Source organism: Actinoplanes sp. HUAS TT8, assembly GCF_051380535.1.
Taxonomy (GTDB): Bacteria; Actinomycetota; Actinomycetes; order Mycobacteriales; family Micromonosporaceae; genus Actinoplanes.
Map to the genome: position 1 here is coordinate 3,361,836 of NZ_CP195646.1, position 19,349 is coordinate 3,381,184.

General features: G+C 71.3%; 18 protein-coding genes and 2 tRNA genes. 15 read left to right on the forward strand and 5 right to left on the reverse strand.

The features are described from left to right. Positions 1–3: 3 nt before the first annotated feature. The 7 genes from ACSHV8_RS15000 (at position 4) to ACSHV8_RS15030 (ending at position 6,964) form a co-directional block, all read left to right on the forward strand. Complete coding sequence (locus tag ACSHV8_RS15000) at positions 4–1,200, forward strand: NAD(P)/FAD-dependent oxidoreductase (protein ID WP_436533417.1); 1,197 nt, start codon at positions 4–6, stop codon at positions 1,198–1,200. A 137-nt stretch (positions 1,201–1,337) separates the two neighbouring features. After that, positions 1,338–2,597: an alpha-amylase family glycosyl hydrolase gene (locus ACSHV8_RS15005; protein ID WP_436533419.1), complete on the forward strand. Its 1,260-nt coding sequence runs from the start codon at positions 1,338–1,340 to the stop codon at positions 2,595–2,597. Between the two features lie 102 nt (positions 2,598–2,699). Further along, positions 2,700–2,772 (forward strand) — tRNA-Cys (locus ACSHV8_RS15010). Between the two features lie 182 nt (positions 2,773–2,954). Beyond that, positions 2,955–3,027: transfer RNA gene (locus ACSHV8_RS15015), tRNA-Asp, on the forward strand. Positions 3,028–3,050: 23 nt separating this feature from the next. Further along, positions 3,051–4,610 carry an ankyrin repeat domain-containing protein gene (locus tag ACSHV8_RS15020; protein ID WP_436533421.1) on the forward strand — a complete coding sequence of 520 codons (1,560 nt, stop codon included), beginning with the start codon at positions 3,051–3,053 and terminating at the stop codon, positions 4,608–4,610. Between the two features lie 5 nt (positions 4,611–4,615). Then, positions 4,616–6,055 carry an SDR family NAD(P)-dependent oxidoreductase gene (locus ACSHV8_RS15025; protein ID WP_436533422.1) on the forward strand — a complete coding sequence of 480 codons (1,440 nt, stop codon included), beginning with the start codon at positions 4,616–4,618 and terminating at the stop codon, positions 6,053–6,055. A 120-nt stretch (positions 6,056–6,175) separates the two neighbouring features. Then, positions 6,176–6,964 (forward strand): class I SAM-dependent methyltransferase, encoded by a 789-nt coding sequence (locus tag ACSHV8_RS15030; protein ID WP_436533424.1) that lies wholly within the window; start codon positions 6,176–6,178, stop codon positions 6,962–6,964. Here the strand turns inward: ACSHV8_RS15030 and ACSHV8_RS15035 are convergent. Beyond that, positions 6,922–7,323, reverse strand: coding sequence for a VOC family protein (locus ACSHV8_RS15035; RefSeq protein WP_436533426.1), 402 nt, complete (start codon positions 7,321–7,323; stop codon positions 6,922–6,924). The genes ACSHV8_RS15030 and ACSHV8_RS15035 overlap by 43 nt on opposite strands. A 23-nt stretch (positions 7,324–7,346) precedes the next feature. Between ACSHV8_RS15035 and ACSHV8_RS15040 the strand changes: the two genes are divergently transcribed. After that, on the forward strand, positions 7,347–8,498 hold the full coding sequence (locus ACSHV8_RS15040) for a M20 family metallopeptidase (RefSeq protein WP_436533428.1): 1,152 nt from the start codon (positions 7,347–7,349) through the stop codon (positions 8,496–8,498). Here ACSHV8_RS15040 and ACSHV8_RS15045 read toward each other — a convergent pair. Next, entirely contained in the window at positions 8,407–9,627 is a 1,221-nt protein-coding gene (locus ACSHV8_RS15045; protein ID WP_436533430.1) for an MFS transporter, read from the reverse strand. The genes ACSHV8_RS15040 and ACSHV8_RS15045 overlap by 92 nt on opposite strands. Before the next feature lie 112 nt (positions 9,628–9,739). On the opposite strand from ACSHV8_RS15045, the gene ACSHV8_RS15050 reads away from it, so the two are divergent. From ACSHV8_RS15050 to ACSHV8_RS15075, 6 genes are all read left to right on the forward strand, one after another. After that, positions 9,740–10,432 carry a GNAT family N-acetyltransferase gene (locus ACSHV8_RS15050; protein WP_436533432.1) on the forward strand — a complete coding sequence of 231 codons (693 nt, stop codon included), beginning with the start codon at positions 9,740–9,742 and terminating at the stop codon, positions 10,430–10,432. 10 nt (positions 10,433–10,442) lie between these two features. Beyond that, the gene (locus ACSHV8_RS15055; protein WP_436533434.1) at positions 10,443–10,928 is read left to right on the forward strand and encodes a hypothetical protein; all 486 of its coding nucleotides are present in this window, start codon (positions 10,443–10,445) and stop codon (positions 10,926–10,928) included. A 62-nt stretch (positions 10,929–10,990) separates the two neighbouring features. Continuing rightward, positions 10,991–11,722: a L,D-transpeptidase family protein gene (locus ACSHV8_RS15060; protein WP_436533436.1), complete on the forward strand. Its 732-nt coding sequence runs from the start codon at positions 10,991–10,993 to the stop codon at positions 11,720–11,722. A gap of 116 nt (positions 11,723–11,838) precedes the next feature. Further along, positions 11,839–14,100, forward strand: coding sequence for an IPT/TIG domain-containing protein (locus ACSHV8_RS15065; RefSeq protein WP_436533438.1), 2,262 nt, complete (start codon positions 11,839–11,841; stop codon positions 14,098–14,100). Between the two features lie 98 nt (positions 14,101–14,198). Further along, entirely contained in the window at positions 14,199–14,729 is a 531-nt protein-coding gene (locus ACSHV8_RS15070) for an SUKH-4 family immunity protein (protein WP_436533440.1), read from the forward strand. A gap of 188 nt (positions 14,730–14,917) precedes the next feature. Further along, positions 14,918–15,844, forward strand: coding sequence for an ATP-binding protein (locus ACSHV8_RS15075; protein WP_436533442.1), 927 nt, complete (start codon positions 14,918–14,920; stop codon positions 15,842–15,844). On the opposite strand, the gene ACSHV8_RS15080 is transcribed toward ACSHV8_RS15075, so the two are convergent. The 3 genes from ACSHV8_RS15080 to ACSHV8_RS15090 form a co-directional block, all read right to left on the reverse strand. Further along, a complete protein-coding gene (locus ACSHV8_RS15080; protein WP_436533444.1) occupies positions 15,833–16,471 on the reverse strand; it encodes a response regulator in 639 nt (212 codons plus the stop codon). The genes ACSHV8_RS15075 and ACSHV8_RS15080 overlap by 12 nt on opposite strands. After that, positions 16,468–17,718 (reverse strand): sensor histidine kinase, encoded by a 1,251-nt coding sequence (locus tag ACSHV8_RS15085; protein ID WP_436533446.1) that lies wholly within the window; start codon positions 17,716–17,718, stop codon positions 16,468–16,470. The genes ACSHV8_RS15080 and ACSHV8_RS15085 overlap by 4 nt, the downstream gene beginning before the upstream one ends. A 146-nt stretch (positions 17,719–17,864) precedes the next feature. After that, positions 17,865–18,761: a DMT family transporter gene (locus ACSHV8_RS15090; RefSeq protein ID WP_436533448.1), complete on the reverse strand. Its 897-nt coding sequence runs from the start codon at positions 18,759–18,761 to the stop codon at positions 17,865–17,867. Between the two features lie 82 nt (positions 18,762–18,843). On the opposite strand from ACSHV8_RS15090, the gene ACSHV8_RS15095 reads away from it, so the two are divergent. Then, entirely contained in the window at positions 18,844–19,302 is a 459-nt protein-coding gene (locus tag ACSHV8_RS15095) for an Lrp/AsnC family transcriptional regulator (RefSeq protein ID WP_436533450.1), read from the forward strand. The last annotated feature ends 47 nt before the right edge of the window (positions 19,303–19,349 follow it).

The window sequence follows — 19,349 nt, forward strand, 5'->3', positions numbered from 1 at the left end:
TGATTGGAGATCGAGAACATGCCCGAGACGTACGTGATCGTCGGCGCGAGCCTCGCCGGTGCCAAGGCGGCCGAGACGCTGCGGGAGGAGGGTTTCGAAGGGCGGATCGTGCTGATCGGCGACGACCCGCGCCGCCCCTATGAGCGCCCGCCGCTGTCCAAGGGCCTGCTCCTGGGCACGGCCGAGCTGGACAGCCCGTTCGTGCACGAGCAGGACTGGTACGCCGACCACGACATCGAGTTACGGGTCGGCGAGCGCGTCGAGGAGTTGTCCGTCACCGACAAAACCCTCAAAACGAACCAGGAAATTATTGCGTACGACAAATTGCTGCTGACCACCGGAGCCCGGCCGCGCGAGCTGCCCGTGGCCGGCGGCCACTACCTGCGCAGCTACGACGACTCCGCGGTCCTGTCGTCGGTCCTGGAGTCCTCGCAGCACCTGACCATCATCGGGTCGGGCTGGATCGGCCTGGAGGTCGCCGCGGCCGCCCGCGAGCGCGGCGTCGCCGTCACCGTGATCAGCCCGGACGATGTTCCGCTGCAGAAGCCGCTCGGCGATCGTCTCGGCGGCATCTTCGGCGACCTGCACCGGCGGCACGGTGTCGACTTCCGCTTCGGCGCGCACGTCCAGGACCTGCGGGAACGTCAGGTCGTCCTGACCGACGGCACGGTCGTCGCGACCGACAACGTGCTCGTCGCGATCGGCGCGGTCCCGAACGCGGAACTCGCCGAGCGCGCCGGTCTCGCCGTCGGCAACGGGATCCTGGTCGACGCGTACCATCGCACCTGCGACCCGGACGTCTACGCGGCCGGCGACGTCGCCGAGGTCGACCACCCCCGCTACGGGCGGCTGCGCGTCGAACACTGGGCCAACGCGCTGAACTCGGGCCCGGCCGCGGCCCGCTCGATGCTCGGCCGGGGCACGCCGTGGGAGACCCTGCCGTACTTCTTCACCGACCAGTACGACCTGGGCATGGAGTTCGCCGGCCAGGTCGAACCGGGCGCCGACATCGTGGTCCGCGGCGACCTGGACGCCCTGGAGTGCATCGTCTTCTGGACCCTGAAAGGCCGGGTGATCGCCGGCATGAACATCAACGTGTGGGACGTCGTCGGCGACATCCAGGCGCTGATCACCTCCGGACGCGAGGTCGACCCGGCGCGGCTGGCCGACCCGTCAGTCCCGCTGGCCGACCTGCGCTAGTCCTGTCGTCGAAGGCGTCGACCCGTGGGTTCGACGTGGCGCCGCGTCGCCCGAATCGGTATGCCCGGCCCGGGCGACGCGGCCACGTCCGCCCGATCGGCCATACTTCACACTCACGCAGTAGGGCGGGAGCTGTGATGACCGGCTGGACCGAGCACGTGATCTGGTGGCACCTCCACCCCCTGACGTTCCTGGGCGCCCCACGCGAGGCGCTGCCCGCCGGCGCCCCGGCCGAACCGCGGCTGCGCCACCTCGAACCCTGGCTTGACTACCTGCTGGAGCTCGGCTGCAACGGGCTCGCGCTCGGCCCGATCTTCGAATCCGAGACGCACGGGTACGACACGGTCGACCACTATCAGGTCGACCGTCGCCTGGGGACGACCGAGGACCTGCGATGGCTGGTCGACGAGTGCCGCCGCCGGGGCATCCGGGTGCTGCTCGACGGCGTGTTCAACCACGTCGGCCGCGGGTTCGCGCGGTTCGGCGACCCGTCGTACGAGAACTGGTTCCGCCGAGAGGGCGACGACTACGTCACCTTCGAGGGGCATCGGCCTCTGGTCGTCCTCAACCACGACGAACCGGCCGTCGCCGACTACGTGACCGGCGTGATGCGCCACTGGCTGGACTTCGGCGTCGACGGCTGGCGCCTCGACGCCGCGTACGCCGTCCCGCTGCCCTTCTGGCGCAGCACCGCGGGCCGCCTCGACGACGGCTGGTTCGTCGGCGAGATCATCCACGGCGACTACCCGGCCTGGGTGCGCGACGGCGGCCTCGACTCGGTGACCCAGTACGAGCTGTGGAAAGCGGTCTGGAGCAGCCTGAACGACCTCAACTTCTTCGAACTGTCCTGGGCCCTGGAACGCCACGACGAGTTCTCCCACGACTTCGCCCCGCTGACATTCGTCGGCAACCACGACGTGACCCGCCTGGCCAGCACCCTCACCGACCCGCGGCACATCGGCCTGGCCCTGGCCGTCCTGTTCACCGTCGGCGGCGTCCCCAGCATCTACGCCGGCGACGAACAAGCCTTCCGCGGCATCAAGTACGAACGCGAGAACGGCGACGACGAGATCCGCCCCGCGTTCCCGCCCGCCCCGTCCGACCTGGCCCCCGACGGCCGGCCCACCTACCGCCTCCACCAGCAGCTGATCGGCCTGCGCCGCCGCCACCCCTGGCTGCACCGCGCGGTGACACGACCGCTGCACGTCGGCAACAAGGAACTCGCGTACGAGGTGTCGTCCGGCGACCACCGCCTGATCGTCCTCCTCAACGCCGCCGAGAACGGCCACGAGTTCACCCTGGACACAGGCCCCCTGCGCACCCTCCTCACCCACGACGACATCGACAACGGCACGTTCGTCCCCGGCCCCGGCTGGTCCATCCTCGAACCGCTCTGACACCCCCTGGACGACGTCACCCGAGCCGGCGCCGAACCGAGGACAAGGCTCGGCGGGCGGGTGTCCGTGACAGGCGCACGCGAGGATTAGAATGCGCGGCGGCGGGCCGTAGCGCAGAGGTCGTCGCGTCGCCCTGCACAGGCGGAGGACGCCGGTTCGAATCCGGCCGGCTCGCCGCCCGCAAAGCCAGACGAAGCGAGGGCGGCCACCGCTCGCACGGTTGAGCGCGGCGAGGCCCGCCGCCCGCGAAGGTAAGCGAGGCGAAGACTCCACCGCCCGCGAGCCGGCACGCCGGGGATCGAGCCGCGGGAAATGCGCTGTTGGGAGGGCGAAGACGATCACTACACTGCGTCCCGGCGGGCCGTAGCGCAGAGGTCGTCGCGCCGCCTTGTCAGGGCGGAGGACGCCGGTTCGAATCCGGTCGGTTCGCCACCTTCGGGGAGGGTGGGAACGGTGGATCTGGAACGGCGGCGCAGCCGCGATCGGTATGCGCGGACGATGGACCACGCCTCGCCGGCCGGCATGATCGTGCGGGCCACGGCCGCGCGGCGGGCCGGGGACTGGCGGGCCGCCTGCGTCGCCGCGGCCGTGGACGTCCACATCGGCGCTGAGCAGGCGACAACGGTGGAGTCCGATCTGGCCGGTTTCGCGCCCGACTTCCTGCGCCGTCATCTGCCCCGCGACGACAATCAAAGGCTTCATCCCGGCGTACGGGTGGTGCTCTCCCGTTCGGCCGAGCCGTTCCGCACGTCGACGCCGGTGCTGGTCGTCACGCTTCCGGTCGGCGAGGACGCCGCGCAACGGCTGGACCTGCGCGTGGCCGCGGCGGGCGACCTGGACGGCACGTGGCTGGACCTCCCGCCGTGGGCCTGGCACGCCGACGCGGTTCAGGAGCGGCGCTTGGCGTACGGGGCGAGCGCGGCGCGGCTGCCGTGGCACTTCGCGGACGGAACGCCGTACGCGCAAGGGCTTGTGGATTCTGTCGATGAGGATCGGGCCGCGGAGTTCGAACGGCTGCTGGCTCCGGTCGGCCGGGATCGCATCACTGATCTGTATCGGTCAGCGGGGCTGGAGGTGGAGCGCCGGGGTCAGCGCGAGTGGTTCACGCTGGCGCTGATCCGGATGCAGGACCGGCTGCCGCTGCTGGCCGCCGAGGCACGCCGGCTGGCGCACCGCTACGGGCCCGAGGCGCGGATCTTCCCGGCGTTGAACTGGGGAGGCCTCGACCTGCGCACGGAGGGCGACAGTCTCCGCACGAAGGGCGACGGCCTGCGCTTGGGCGACGACGCGCTGCGCTCGGGCCACGCCGGCGCCGTGGTCTCCTGGGAGTGGCCTCGCTCGTGGGATCAGAAGGGCCCGGCCGGGTTCGGGATCGCCGCGCCCCGGGACGCCGCGCTGTTGCGCTGGGGTGTGCTGACCCCTGATCAGCTGCATCCGCTGGTCCACGAGGCGCTGTTCCCGGACCGCGTCCAGGACTGGCAGCCGCTCCCGCATGACCCTTATGGGGCATATCGGGTGCGCTGCGGTGCGGACTGGCACGTGGTCGAGGGGATCGGCGCGAGCGTGTCGACGCCGTATCACGGCGAGGCGGCCGGCGGGTGCGCGGCGGCGGCCGAGGCGTTCCTGACCGGGATCGGTCGGGTGCCGAAGGAGATCCGCCGGCATCGGCAGGACCTGTTCGGTCGTGCATTCCACGGGGACACCGACGGGCTGCTGGCCGACCTGGAGGCCGGTTTCGATCCGCGCCTGCGGGACCGGCGGGGGCGGTCGTTGCTGCACTGGGTCGGGCACGTCGATCACCGGCGGGTACTGCCGGTTCTGCTGGCCGGCGGTCTCCCGCTGGACGAGCAGGACCGCGACGGGCAGACGCCGTTGCACGTGGCCGCCCAGTCCGGGGCCGAGGACACGATGGCGGCGCTGATCGCGGCCGGTGCGCGGGCGAGCATCCAGGACGCCCAGGGGCAGACCGCGCGGGAAGTGCTGGCGACGACCCGGAAACGGAAGAGGAGCTGACCGGAATGGATCAGTCGGAGCTGAAGGTCTGCCTGACCGTTCTGGATCGGCTCGACGACCCGGAGCTCGGCGCGGGGGACCGGCTGGTGCTGGAGCTGGCCGTGAAGGGCGCGGCCCGGCGGATCAAGCAGCGGGCCAAGGCGCGCCGCACGGCCGAGACGCGGGCCGCGGATCGGGAGCTGCTGTCCGCGGCGACCCGCTTCCACACCGAGATCCCGCCGGTCACGCCCGTTTCCGCAGCCGGGCGGGATGCCTCGCCGATTTCCGAGGCCGGGCCGAAGCCGGTCGCCGGGGCTGGGCCGAAGCCGGTCTCCATAGCGGGGCCGAAGGCTTCGCCGGGGATGCTGCGGCGGTCGCGGCTCTGCTACGTATGCAAGGGCGACTACCGCGAGGTGGACGCCGACTACCACCTGATGTGCCCCGCCTGCGCCGATGAGAATCGGACATGGCGGGAGGCGCGGGCCGACCTGAGCGGTCGCACGGCGATCGTGACCGGCGCCCGGGTGAAGATCGGCTTCCGGCTGGCCCTGAAGCTGCTGCGCGACGGCGCCGACGTCGTCGTGACCACCCGGTTTCCGCAGGCGGCGGCCCGGCTCTTCGGCGATCTGCCGGACTTCCCGCAGTGGTCGCCGCGGCTTCACGTCTACGGCCTCGACCTGCTCGACCTGACCGCCGTCCACGAGTTCGTGGCCTTCGCCGGCCGGCACTTCAGCAGCCTGGACATCCTGGTCAACAACGCCGCCCAGACGTTGTACCGCCCGCCCGCCTACTACCGTGAGCTGCTCGACGGGGAGGCGGCCCCGCCGAAGGGCCGGACCGCGAGCCTCACACCGGCCACCGGCCGGGCCGAGCTCCCGGCGGGTCCGGCCGACAACCTCCCGGCGGGTCCGGGCGGCCACTTCCCGGCGGGCTTCTTCCCGCCCGGCCTCGTCGACGAAACCGGACAGCAGCTCGACCTGCGCCCGGCCAACTCCTGGACCATGCGCGACGGCGACGTCACCCCGCACGAGTGGCTCTCCGCCCACGTCGTCAACGCTTTCGCCCCGTTCCTGCTCACCTCCCGCCTGCGCCCGCTGCTCACCGCCGGCCCACCCCGGCTGCGGCACGTCGTGCAGGTCTCGGCCATGGAGGGCAGCTTCTCCCGCCGCTACAAGACGGTCCGGCATCCGCACACCAACATGGCCAAGGCCTCGCTGAACATGCTGGTCCGCACGTCGGCCGCCGACTACGCCCGCGACGGCATCCTGATGAACGCCGTCGACACCGGCTGGGTCACCGACGAACGCCCGCACCCGCACAAACGGGACCTGCGCGCCGCCGGTTTCCGTCCACCGCTCGACGTGATCGACGGCGCCGCCCGCGTCTACCACCCGATCCTCGCGGCCGAACGCGGCGACCCGATCAGCGGCCGCTTCCTCAAGGACTACCGGAGCGTGCCCTGGTGACCCCGACGCGCCGGTGACGGCGCATCACCACGGAGCCGACCGGGATCGGGCGGTCGAGCGCCGATGGCCGGCGGCCTGAATTCGGTTGCCGGGCGGCCGGCGACCGGACAGATTTCAGGCATGGATGAGACGACTCTGGCCAACCGCGACGCCTGGGATCAGGCCTACCGGACGCAGTTCCAGACCTCGGACGAGATCCTGGCCGTGGCCGTCACCGGCGACCCGCTGCTGGCCGACGAACGCGAGCTGCTGCGCGACATCCTGGCGACGGAACCCCGCGTGGTCCATCCGCAGAGCGGTAACGGCCAGGACGACATCGCCCTGATCGGTGCCGGCGCCCGCGAGGTGATCGGTGTCGACTACAGCGCGGTCACGGTCCGGGACGCGCAGAGCCGGGCCGACCGGCTCGGTGTGGCCTGCCGGTATGTGCTCGGCTCGGTTCCGGGGGTCCCGCTGGCCGACGGGTGCGCCGACCTCGTCTACACCGGCAAGGGCGCCCTGATCTGGATGTCCGACATCGACGCCTGGGCGGCCGAGATGGCCCGGCTCCTGCGCCCGGGCGGGCACCTGTTCCTCTACGAGGGCCATCCGGCCGGCGAGTTGTGGACCTGGGATGTGGACGAGCCGCGGATCCGCCCGGACCGCAGCTATTTCGGCCGCTCGTTCGTGTGCCCGGACGACAGCTACCCGGCGTACGGCGCGGTGATGTGGCAGTGGACGCTCGGCCGGACGGTCACCGCGCTGATCCGGGCCGGCCTGGAGATCCGGCACCTGGAGGAGTTCGCGGAACCGTTCTGGCGCATGGGTGAGGTCGATGCGGCCGCGTTCCGGGGGCGCCTGCCGAACGCGTTCGCGCTGCTCGCGCGTCAGCCGTTGGACCAGCTACGGGTGGACAGGACCAGCCGGTAGCCGTCCGGGTCGGCGACCGTCACACCCCAGCGATCCCAGTACTCGCTCTGCTCGACCCGCCGGCCGCCGGCCTCGACGAGCCGGGCGATCAGGGCCTCGTCGATCGGCCCGGCGAGGTAGATGACCAGCAGGTCTTCGGCGGTCGGGGTCGGTGCGCTGATCAGATTCGGACCGCCGACCAGTTCCAGATGCCAGTTCGCGCCGGGCCGGCCGAGCATGATCAGGTCGTGCTCGCCCGGTGCGTGGGCCTCGCCCCGGTACAGGACGTGCAGGCCGAGGCCGTCGGCGTAGAAACGTTCGGCGGCGGCCAGGTCGCGGCTCGGACGGGCGATGCGGATCGCGGCAGCGGGATCGATCATGTCCACAGCGTAGAGTCGGCCGTGTGGGCGACGACGCGGGCTCGGTGCTGGAGCTGACCCGGCGGTTGGTCGCCATTCCGAGCCGGGGCGGCCTCGATCCGTACGGAATAATCGTCTCCTTTCTTGATGAATGGCTCGCCGGGCACGGTTTGCCGTCCTCGGTGCTGACCGATGAATCCGGAAACGCGGTCGCGCTCGTGTGTGACGTGATCGGACAGCACGACGGCCCGCACTATGTGCTGGACGCCTGTCTCGACACCGCGCCCTTCGGCGACGAAAGTCGATGGCGTCACGCGCCGACCAGCGCCATCGTCGAGAACGGCTGGCTCCACGGGCGGGGCAGCGCCGATTCGAAGTCGGGGGTGGCCATCTTCTGCCATCTCGCCGTGCGACTCGCCGCCGAGCGGGAAAGCCTGCACGGGACGGTCACGCTGCTGTTCGACCTGGACGAGCACACCGGCAATTTCGGCGGGGCGAAATCGTACTTCGAGAATCGGGAGAAGCCCGACGGCGTGATCATCGGATATCCCGGGCGGGACCACCTGGTGATCGGCGGGCGTGGCGTTCATCGAACAAAGATTGGCGCGTACGGCATTTCGTCGCACTCCGGCGCCCGGGCGTCCACACCGAACGCGGTCGTGAAAGCGGCCGCGATCATCCAGGCCCTGGCCGGTGCGCCGACCGGTGGCGGCAAAATCACCGTCACCGCGGTCGACGGCGGATCGGGTTTTTCGGTCACGCCCGATCTGTGCACGCTGAACGTGGACGTGCGGACGACCGCCGAGTTCGACGCCGCCACCGCGGAAACCCTGATCCGGGAGGCGGTGGCGGACGTCGATCGGCGGTGGCCCGGAACCGCGGCGACGACGATCGAGCCGGTCACGACCTGGCCCGCCTACGAGCTGGCCCCCGACTCGCCGCTGCGCCGCGCGATCCTGGACGCCGCCGCAGGTCAGGGGCTCGCCGTGACCCCGAAGGTGGCCGGCCCGTCGAACATCGGCAACTACCTGGCCGGCCGTGGCATCCCGGCCACGGCCGGCTTCGGCGTCGTCTACGAGGGGCTGCACGCCACCGACGAACGGATCAGGATCGACTCGATCCCGTCGGTGCAGGCGACCTATCACGCGGCGATCCGGGCCCTGCTGTCGCCAGGAGCAACGCCGACGCCACGGTGAAGGCCGCCGACCCTAGATAGACCAGGCCGGGGGAGCCATGGGTCAGGGCCCAGGTGAAAGCGGCGCCCGCGGCCAGCGGGACCACCATCTCGGCGACCGCGGAAAGGCTGGTCAGGGCGCCCTGCACGGTGCCCTGCTCGTCGGCGCCGATGCTCCGGGAGATCCACCCGCTCGCGGCCGTGGCGCCCACCGAGGAAACGACGGCCAGGACCTGCAGCGCGTAGAGGGCCCACGCAACGGTGACGAACGCCGTGCCCAGGAACGCGATCGCGCCGATCATCGTGCCGACCAGCGCGGCCGGTTTCTCGCCGAGCCGGCGGACCACCGGACCGACCGCTCGGGCCTGGAACACCGCGATGGCCACGGCGCCCGCCGCGATCACGGCCCCGACGTGCGCGGTTCCCCAGGCGAACCGGTAGGTGAGGAAGAACGCCCAGGTCGACTGGTGGATCATCCGGGCCAGGTCGGCGTGCAGGCGGGCGTGCGCCAGCCGTCCCAGGCCGGCCCGCCGGAACAGCGTGGCGATCGCGGTGAACGGGTTGGCCAGTCGCAGACTCAGCGGTGTCGTGCCGTCCCCGGGCCGCGACTCCGGCAGGATCAGCCAGCCGTAGGTCACGTTCGCGAACGACAGCCCGGCCGCGACCAGGAACGGCAGCCGGACGTCCACGGCGCCGAGCAGGCCACCGATCAGGGGACCGGCCACGAAGCCCAGACCGAAGGCCGACCCGATCATCCCGTACGCGCGGGATCGCTCTTCGGGTCGGCAGACATCCCCGATGTACGCATTGACGACAGTGTTCGTGCCGGCGCATGCCCCGGCGAGCGCGTGCACGATCAGAAGCGGCCACGGGCCGGACGTCACGGCGTGCGCCAGCCAATCCACGCCGAGAACGCCGAGCGAGACCAGCAGGACCGGGCGACGCCCGTAGCGGTCGGAGAGCCGCCCGAGCAGCGGGGCGGCGACGAACTGGAGCAGGCCGAACACGGTGCCGAGCAGCCCCGACCACAGCGCGGCGTTCGCGGTGACCGAGGTCAGCAGGGCGGGCAGGATCGGCACGACCAGGCCGAGCCCGAGCATGTCGATGAAAACGGTGATGAGCAGGAAAGACAGGGCGGGTGCCCGGCGCATCGAAGGCTCCTGGGTCGAGAGGGACAGAGCCCCTCCCGCCTCACGCAAGCACGGAGGATCAGATTATCGGCGCCGTCAAATCATTTTTTTCGTACGGCATTAGAGTCACGCCGTGATCATCAACAGCCCCGACGTGTACGTCACCAACGCCGCGGCCGCGCTGTCCGGGTTCACGCCGACCGCCCGCGACCACGGCGACCACATCCGTGCGGAACTTCCCGCGGGCACCCGGATCGTGCTGCGCCGCCCGATCCCCGTCGGCCCGCTGCTGGCGAGCGTCCCGCCCGGCCACCGGGTGACCGTCGAGAACGTCTTCGACACGGACGAGCACGCCCCGTCGGCCACGGTGATGCGCATGCCGGTGATGGTCCGCCCGCCCGGCCCGCCGGCACAGCCTCCACGCCCCGGCGTCGTCCGCGTCACCGGGGAGGACGATTTGGCCGTGGCCGAGCGCGTGATGATCGACGGCTTCCCGTTCCCGCTGCTGCAGCCGGTCGTCCGCGGTCACGCCCTGCCCCCGCGGCTGCTGACCCGGCCCGGCTGGCGTTTCTGGCTCGCGTACTCCGACGGCGAACCCGCCGCGGCCGCCTACACCGTCGACGACGGCGCGACGGTCGGCCTCTACTGGCTGGCCACCCTCCCGGAGTTCCGCTCCCGCGGCCTGGGCCGGGCCATCCTGAACGCCGCCTTCGAGGCCCACCCGGATCGCGCCTTCACCCTGGTGGCAACCGATGCGGGCCGGCCGCTCTACGAAACCCTGGGCTTCCACACGGTCGCCACCGCCACCTGGTTCACCCGGTCCTAGGAGAACGCCGGTGAGCCTGCACTACGAGTGGACGCTGTCGCTGCGCCTGCGCCCGGACGCGCCCGCCTCGTTCCTGGACGAGCTCCGCTTCTACCTCGGCCTCACCGACCGGCCGCCGAAAGAATCCGAACTGGAGTTGGACGGCTCGTGCCTGGTCGCCGAACCGGACGATCGTCTGCCGGGCGGCGGCGTCCGGTCGTTGATCGCCCAGGCGCCGTACCCGAATCGGCCGGGCTCGCTCGGCCTGTTCCTGCGCACGATGATTCTCGACGACGCCATGTACGAGCTGATCACGGTCGTGCCGAACTGGCTGGCGCGGTGGTCCCTGACGCAGGGCTGGATCGGTCAGGCGCGCGAGGAGTTGTCGCTCCATCCGTGGCTGACCTTCTACGTCCAGGGCGGTCACGCCTACGCCGCCGAGCCGGGCGGTGACGTGGAACCGCTGAGCGACTCCGCGCCCCCGTTCTCGCTGCGGCAGACCTCGGATCTCGCATGAGCGGGGGATGGACACGACCGGGGCGGGCGGCCAGGCTGGGTGCTGTGCGCAGGCTAGCCGCAGTGATCGCCCTGGTGGCCGTCGTCGTCGTGGTGCCCGCGGCGCCGGCCGCCGCGTCGCTGCCGGCCGGGCTCAAGCATGTCGGTAACGCTCAGCAGCTGATCGTGGTGACCGGGCACGGCTGGAAGTCGACCGGGGCGACCCTGCGGGCCTACCAGCGCGGCGCCGACGGCAAGTGGAAGCAGGTGTTCGCGGCGATGCCGGCCCGGACCGGGTACGGCGGCTGGGCCTGGGCGTCGCGCCGCGTTCAGGACAAGGGTTTGACGCCGGGCGGCACGTTCACGATCACGCAGGCGTTCGGGGTGCGAGCCGATCCGGGGACGAAGTTGCCGTACCGGAAGGTCGACGGCAACGACTACTGGGTCGGTGACCGGCGCGATCCGCGGACCTACAACGTCTTCGAGCCGTCGGCCTCGAAGAACCGTACGTGGCGGGTCTCCGAGGCCGAGCGCCTGGCCGCGTATCCGACGCAGTACGCCTACGCCGCCGTGATCGACTTCAATCGGCCGGCCGGGGTGCATTGGGATGCCAAGCGCGGCGAGTACGTGACCAGCACCCCTTCCCACGTGGGCCGCGGCTCGGCGGTGTTCCTGCACGCCAGTGGCAAGGGTTCGACCGCCGGGTGTGTCTCGGTCAGCCGGTCGAACGTCGCCGCCCTGCTGAGATGGCTGAACCCGGCCCGTCACCCACGGATCGTGATGGCCCCGACCGCGGCGGACCTCACCCGCGCCTGACCGGCCGCGAGCAGCGGAAACCCGGAAAGGCGAGTCGAATTCGGCTACGGTCGGAAAGCCTTGAATTCGGCTGATTCCAACGGGGGCAGGCCATGCGCCGCGGAGTGTTTACGATCGTGACCGCCGTCGTGTTCGCGATGGCCGGGGCGGCGCCGGCCTGGGCCGCGGCGCCCGTCGTCACGTCGTTCACGCCGACCACGGCGGCCGTCGGTGACCCGGTGACGCTGCAGGTCACCAACCCGGACACGGACACCAACACGGTTCTGATCAACGGCGTAGCCGCGACCGTGATGGGGAAGACGTCGACCAGCCTGACCGTGGTCGTCCCGGCCGGCGCCGGCGGCGGCAAGATCACCGTGACCACGCCCGGGGGGACCGCGACCAGCTCGGCCGACCTGTTCGTGGTGCCGTCCGGCACGGCCGTGGCCGATGTCAGCGGCACCGGCCGGCTCACCGTCGGCACCAGGACCACGCTGAGCGTGCCGGCCGGCAAGGCCGTGATGCGGCTGTTCGACGGCACCGACACCGACCGGTTCTCGGTCACCGCCGAGAACGCCTCGCCCAGCCTGTGCGCCTACGATCTGCGGCTCTACGACACCAAGCTGTCGAACTCGGGCACCGCGTCGTGCTGGGGGAGTACCGGCTGGATCGAGACCGTGGCCGCGACCGGGGTGGCCGGGGCGCGCACGCTCGTACTGAAGAACACCTCGACGACCGCGGGAACCGTGGATGTCGGTGTCTGGTCGGTGACCGACGCCAACCTGGGCGCGCTGCCGCTGGACAACACCGCGAAGACGGTCGCGCTCAGCACGCCCGGCCAGAACGGCTACCTGACGTTCGCGGGCACGGCCGGGCAGCGCGTCTCGGTGCAGGCGAGCAACGGCGGGACCGGGTTCGGGTGCTGCGAGATCAGCTGGGGGATCTACGGTTCGGACGGCAACCTGGTCGGGTCGAAGAAGTACGGGAACAACCTGCTCGATCCGACGACCCTGCCCAAGGACGGCACGTATCAGCTGCGCCTGGACCCGAACGACTTCCGGACCGGGTCGATAACGCTCAACGCGTGGATCGTCGCGGCCGACGCCAACCTCGGGGTGCTGCCCCTGGACGGCACGGCCAAGACGGTCGCGATCAGCACGCCCGGGCAGAACGGCTACCTGACCTTCGCCGGGACGGCCGGGCAGCGGGTGGCCCTGCAGGTGACCGATCCGAACTCGTTCACCTGCTGCTACATCACCTGGGGGCTGTACGCCGCGGACGGTTCGCAGGTCGGCGCGAGCAAGGTCGGCAACGACTACCTGGACGCGGTGACGCTGCCGTCGACCGGGACCTACCAGGTGCGGCTGGATCCGGCCGACACCCGTACGGGATCGGTCACCGTCGCCGCCTACGCCGCCTCCACCGACGTCAACCTGGGCGTCCTGGCCCTGGACGGCACCAACCAGACCGTGTCGATCAGCAACCCCGGCCAGAACGGGTATCTGACGTTCGCCGGCACGGCCGGTCAGCGCGTGGCGATCCAGACCACGAACGCGTCGGCGGCGTTCGGCTGCTGCTACGTGCTGTGGGGCCTGTACGCCCCGGACGGCACCAAGGTCGGCTCGACCAAGGTCGGCAACGACTACCTGGACGCGACCACGCTGCCGTCGACCGGCACGTATCAGGTGCGGCTGGACCCGGCCGACACGCGCACCGGGTCGATCACGTTCGCCGCGTTCAGCGCGGTCGCCGACACCAACGCGGGGGCGCTGGTGCTCGACGGCACGACCAAGAACGTGACGATCAGCAACGCCGGGCAGAACGGCTACGCCACGTTCGCCGGGACGGCCGGTCAGCGGGTGGCGATCCAGACCACGAATGCGTCGGCGGCGTTCGGCTGCTGCTACCTCTACTGGGGTCTGTACGCCCCGGACGGCTCGCAGCTGGGCTGGACCCGGGTCGGCAACGACTACCTGGACGCGACCACGCTGCCGTCGACCGGCACGTATCAGGTGCGGTTCGACCCGGCCGACATCCGTACCGGATCGGTCACGGTCGGGGCGTGGACCGTGCCCGCCGACACCAACCTGGGCGCGCTGACCACCGACGGCGTGACCAAGACGGTCACCTTGAGCAGCGTCGGGCAGAACGGCTACCTGACGATGGCCGGCACGTCCGGGCAGACGATCGCGATCACCGCGACCAACGCGAGCACCGGGTTCGGCTGCTGCTACGTCTACTGGTCGCTGAAACGCCCGGACGGCATCACGATCGCCACCGGTGTCAGCAACGGATCGAGCTCGGTCAAGCTGGCCACGACCGGCACGTTCCAGTTGTACGTCGACCCGATCGAGTACCACACCGGGTCGATCACGTTCGCCGCCGCGATCACGCCCTGAACGATCTTTCCGCCCGTTCCTGGTTGAACCTCCTACTTCCGGGCAGGACACTGTGTCGGATCCGGGTCAAACGGGAGTTCGGCTGAGAGGATGGCGGCGTGGCGGCTACGGAAGTGAACTGGCGGCAGCGGGTCACCGAGGACGAGATCCGGGCGGTCTGGGGTGATCGGATCCAGCCGGTCGACCCGGGGCTGCTCAGCCCCGACCTGTCCGAGTCGGCGCGCGACTTCCTGACCACGGTGGGCCTGCCCACGGTGAAGTTCCGCGACATGGTCCCGGTCCGTGACGAGCGGCTCGGCACGCCGGTCGAGCACGCCGGCCGGCCCTACCTGCCGCTGCTGGTGAGCACCAGCGACAAGTACCGGTTCGGCGTCGACCCGGCCACCGACCGGGTCGTCTACCTGGCCGCCGACCCGGAGTTCGACCAGTTCATCAACTCGCACCCGGCCCTGTTCGTCTACTTCCTGGGCATCTTCCTGACCCGCTTCTGGGAGCGCCCCGAGCCGACCGAGGAGATCGGCGAGCGTTTCGTCGCCGACATGTACTCCGAGCTCGAACACCGCGACCCGGAGTCGGTCGACGAGACCGCCTGGTGGAACGCCCAGCTCGACCGGGCCGAGACCGACTGACGTCGGCCAGAGCAAGATCAAGACCCTTATTGGGTACGGCCACAGCGGGCGAACCCGGGACGCGGCGATCAGCGCGACCCGGGTTCTGTCGTGTCCGGCCCACCTGTCATCGTACTGGAAACGATTTTCATCGCCGGATTAGCGTGTTCCGCTTGCGAGGGCGGTGACGTGTCTCTACCGTCCTGGTAATGAAAATCGCTTTCACTGGCAAGGGTGGCAGTGGGAAGAGCACCCTCGCCGCGCTGTTCGTCGGGCATCTCCGGGCGACCGGCCGCCGTGTCCTGGCGATCGACGCGGACGTCAACGTGCACCTCGCACCGCTGCTCGGCGTCACCGCGGACCGGGACGCGGCGCTGTCGCACCCGGACAACGCCATCGCCGTGCGCCGTCACCTGATGGGCACGAACGCCCTGGTCGGCGGCGTGGACCGGTTCGTCGCCACCACCCCGCCGGGCCCCGGGTCACGGCTGGTCACCCTCGACGCGGCCGACCCGGTCCTGGCCGGGCACGCGGTCGCGCTGGACGAGCGCACGCACGTCATGCACGTCGGCACCTACGAGCCCGAGGACATCGGCGGCGGGTGCTACCACGGCCACCTGGCCATCCTGGAGAACCTGCTCTCGCACCTGCGGACCGGGGACGACGACTGGGTGGTCTGCGACATGGTGGCCGGCACCGACGCGTTCGCCAACTCGCTGCACGCCCAGTTCGACGCCATCGTGGTGGTCGCCGAGCCGACCCCGGAGTCGACCACGGTGGCCCGCCGCTATCGCGAGCTGGCCACCGCCGCCGGAGTCGCCGACCTGCTGGTCTTCGCCGGCAACAAGGTGGTCGACGAGGTCGACGTGGACTATCTGCGGCGCGAACTGGGGGCCGAGCCGCTCACGGTGCTGGCCGCGCAGGGCGGGCTGCGCCGGGCCCGCCAGGAGGGCCGCTGCCCGAGCCCGCAGGACCTCGACGACGACTCCCCGCTCGCGGTCCTCGCCGCGCACGTGCGACCGGCCGACGACCGGCGCCGGACCGCCCGCCTGCACGAGCTGCACTTCAAACTGGCCCAGAAGGACTGGGTCCGCAGTGCCCACGGCGACGTCTCGGGCCAGGTCTCACGCGCCTAGCAGGCCCCGGTTGTAGCCCTCGGCGACCGCGGCGGCCCGGTCCTTCACGTCCAGCTTCGCGTAGATGTTGATCAGGTGCGTCTTCACCGTCGCCTCGGTGATGAACAGCCGGGCCGCCGCCTCCCGGTTCGTGTTCCCGCCGGCGACCAGCCGCAACACCTCCAGCTCACGCTGGCTGAGCGGCCCGGTCGTCGGCGCCGGCGCCCGCAACCGGCTCATCAGCCGGGCCGCCACCGACGGCGCGAGCGTCACCTCGCCCCGGGCGGCCGACCGCACCGCCCGCAGCAACTCCTCGCGCGGCGCGTCCTTGAGCAGGTAGCCGGTGGCCCCGGCCTCGATCGCCGGCAGCACGTGACTGTCGGTGTCGTACGTGGTCAGCACCAGCACCCGGGCCGGCACCTCGCGCCGGGACAGCTCGCCGATCGCGGTCACCCCGTCCATCCCGGCCATCCGCAGATCCATCAGGATCACGTCGGGTACGAGCGTCACGGCCATCCGGACCGCCTCGGCCCCGTCGGACGCCTCGCCGACCACGGTGAACTCGGGGTCGCGGGCGAACATCGCGCTCAGCCCGTCCCGCACCACCGGGTGGTCGTCGACGATCAGAAGTTTGATCGGGCCGGTCACGGGTGTACCTCCGGAGGTTCGGTGGGCAGGCAGGCCGAGATCCCGGTCCCGCCGCCCGGCTCGGATTCGATCTGCAGGGTTCCGGACAGCGCCTCGATCCGCTGGCGCATCGCGACCAGGCCGAACCCGGCGGTGAGCTCGGCCAGGTCGAAGCCGGGACCGTCGTCGCGCACGTCGAGGGCCACCTGCCGGTCCATGTAGGACAGGGTCAGCCCGACCCGGCCGGCCCCGGCCGCGTGCTTGGCCACATTGGCCAGGGCCTCCTGGGCGGTCCGGAGCAGCGCCACCTCGGCCTCGGGGCGCATCACCCGGGCCTCGCCGGTGATCGTCACCTGCGCCGGAATGCCCTGCCGGGCCGACCACCGGGCCGCCGTGTCGGTGATCGCGTCGGCCAGCCGCCCGCCGTCCAGGGGCTCGGGCCGCAGCTCGTTCACCGAACGCCGGGCCTCGGTCAGGCTCTCCCGGGCCAGCGCGGTCGCCGCCTCGTGATGCCGGCGCCACGCGGCCGGGTCGTCGGCGGCATGCCCGGCCGCCTGCAACTGGGTGACGATCCCGGTCAGCCCCTGAGCGATGGTGTCGTGGATCTCCCGGGCCATCCGGCCGCGCTCGTCCAGCACCCCGGCCAGGCGGGCCTGCTCGACCAGTCGGTTCTGCAGGGCCGCGTTCTCGGCCAGGGCGGCGGCCAGCCGGGCGTTGGCCTCCCGGGACTCGCGCAGCGCGGCCTCCCGGGCCTCGTAGTAGCGGGCGCCGACCTGGCCGAGCCAGGCGAGCAGGCACATCGGCACGACGTTGGCCGCGGCCACGGCCAGCCAGGTGAACCGGCCCACCCAGGTCCCGTAGTCGGACCCGGTGGCCTGGGCGGTGGCGGCGACCAGCGCGGCCCCGGCGATGAAGAACAGCTCACGCGGCCAGCCGATGACCCGGAAGGCGTAGAAGTACAGCGCCGGGGTGTAGAAACCGAACCACGGGTGCCGGAAGGCCAGGATCAGTCCGAGAACGATCAGCCCGGCCAGGAACACCTCCATGATCCGGGGCCGCTCGCGCCAGGCCGGCCGCACGGTGAAGAACACCAGGTTCCACCCCGCGGCGAGCGCGCCGAGCAGCAGGTCGGGGGCGATCCCGTGCCCGTGCTCGACGATCACGGTGAACCCGGTCAGGCCGGCCAGCAGCACGTACGGCACCACGGTGACCAGGGGTCGGAGCCGCGGCTCCCAGCTTGCCGGTCCACCGGCCTGCCAACTCTGCATCTGTCGTCCTCACCCCCGGCGCCACAATCTAGCCGTCGCCACGGTGGTGTCGCGGGCCCGGCGCGGCGTTCACGGGATTCAGCCTGCCGATCGGGGCGTCCTGCGCGGATCGCCCGATCCGCCGGGTGCGGGGTGGAGACGGGCGGTCAACCGATCGGTGGAGCGACCTCACCGCCGTACGCGGAAATGGGGTTCTGCTTGGTCTTGATCTCGGAGACGAGCACCGCGACGACGATCAGCGCGCCACCGGTGAGGGCCGCCAGGCCGAGATTCTCACCGGCGAGCCGGCCGACCAGGGCGGCCCAGACCGGCTCGGCCGCGTAGATGATCGTGGCGCGGGTCGGGGAGACCGAACGCTGGGCCCAGTTCATCGTCATCTGGATGACCGCGCTGGCGACGCCGAGACCGCCGGCGATGGCCAGCAGCGGCCACGAGAACGCCGGCACCGACTCGCCCGAGATCGGGGCGATCCCGGCCGCGACCAGGGCACAGACCGCGAGTTGGACGATCGTCACCCGGCGCGCGTCGACCGTGCCGGCGAAGCGGCCGATCAGCAGGATCTCGGCGGCGATGGCGACCGTGCTGACGATCGTGGCGATCTCCCCACCGCCCAGATGCAGGCCGGACGCGGTGGCGCCGGTGAGCAGCAGCAGGCCGCCGAACGCGCAGACGATGCCGGCCCACGCGCCCGCGCTCGGTGAACGCCGCGTCCACGCCCACTGCAGCAGCGGGACCAGCGGAACGTACATCGCGGTGAGGAACGCCGAGGTGGAACTCGGGATCGACTGCAGGCCGACCGTCTGCAACCCGTAACCGCCGGCCAGCATCAGCCCGACCAGCGCGCCGACGCCCAGCTCACGCCCGGTGAGACCGCGCAGCGCACGGGGTGCGAGCGCGGCCAGGGCGAGCGCCGCGATCGCGAACCGCAGGGCGACGAACGTCCACGGACCGGTCATCGCGAGACCGTGCTGCACGGTGAGGAACGTGGCACCCCAGAATGCGGTGACCACGACGAGAGCCAACTCCTGCCTGTTCCTGAACATGCCGCCCAGGGTGCGGCCGGTTCTCAGCGAATGACAACTTCCGGTAGGTCACGAGGGTCCGCGGCACAACTATCATCAGCTTGTGGCCGGTATAGATGACAAAGATTGCAAAATCCTCGAACTTCTGCAGGAGCAGGGCGACCTGCCCAACGTCGAACTCGCCCGGCAGGTCGGCATGTCGCCGGCGGCGACGCTGCGCCGGGTGCAGCGGCTGCGCGCCGACGGGGTGATCACCGGGGTGCGGGCCCTCGTCGACCCCGAGCGGACCGGCACCCGGGTGGAGGCGTTCGTGCTGGTCAGTCTGGAACAGCACTCGGACGCGGGCGACGCGCGGTTCGCCGCCGCGGTGGCCGGGATCCCGGCGGTGCTGCGGGCCGACGCGATCTCCGGCCCGGAGGACGTGCTGCTGCACATCGCGGCGGCCGACAGCCGTGAGCTGCAGGACGTCCTGCGGGCACTGACCCGGGTCGGCGCACGGCGGCTGACCACGCTGCTGCGCCTGGGCGAGGTGAAAGCGCCGGCGCCGGTCCCGATCCGCTAGCCACGGCCTCCGTCGCGCGGCCGATCCGGGACGGCGGTTCTCCTACT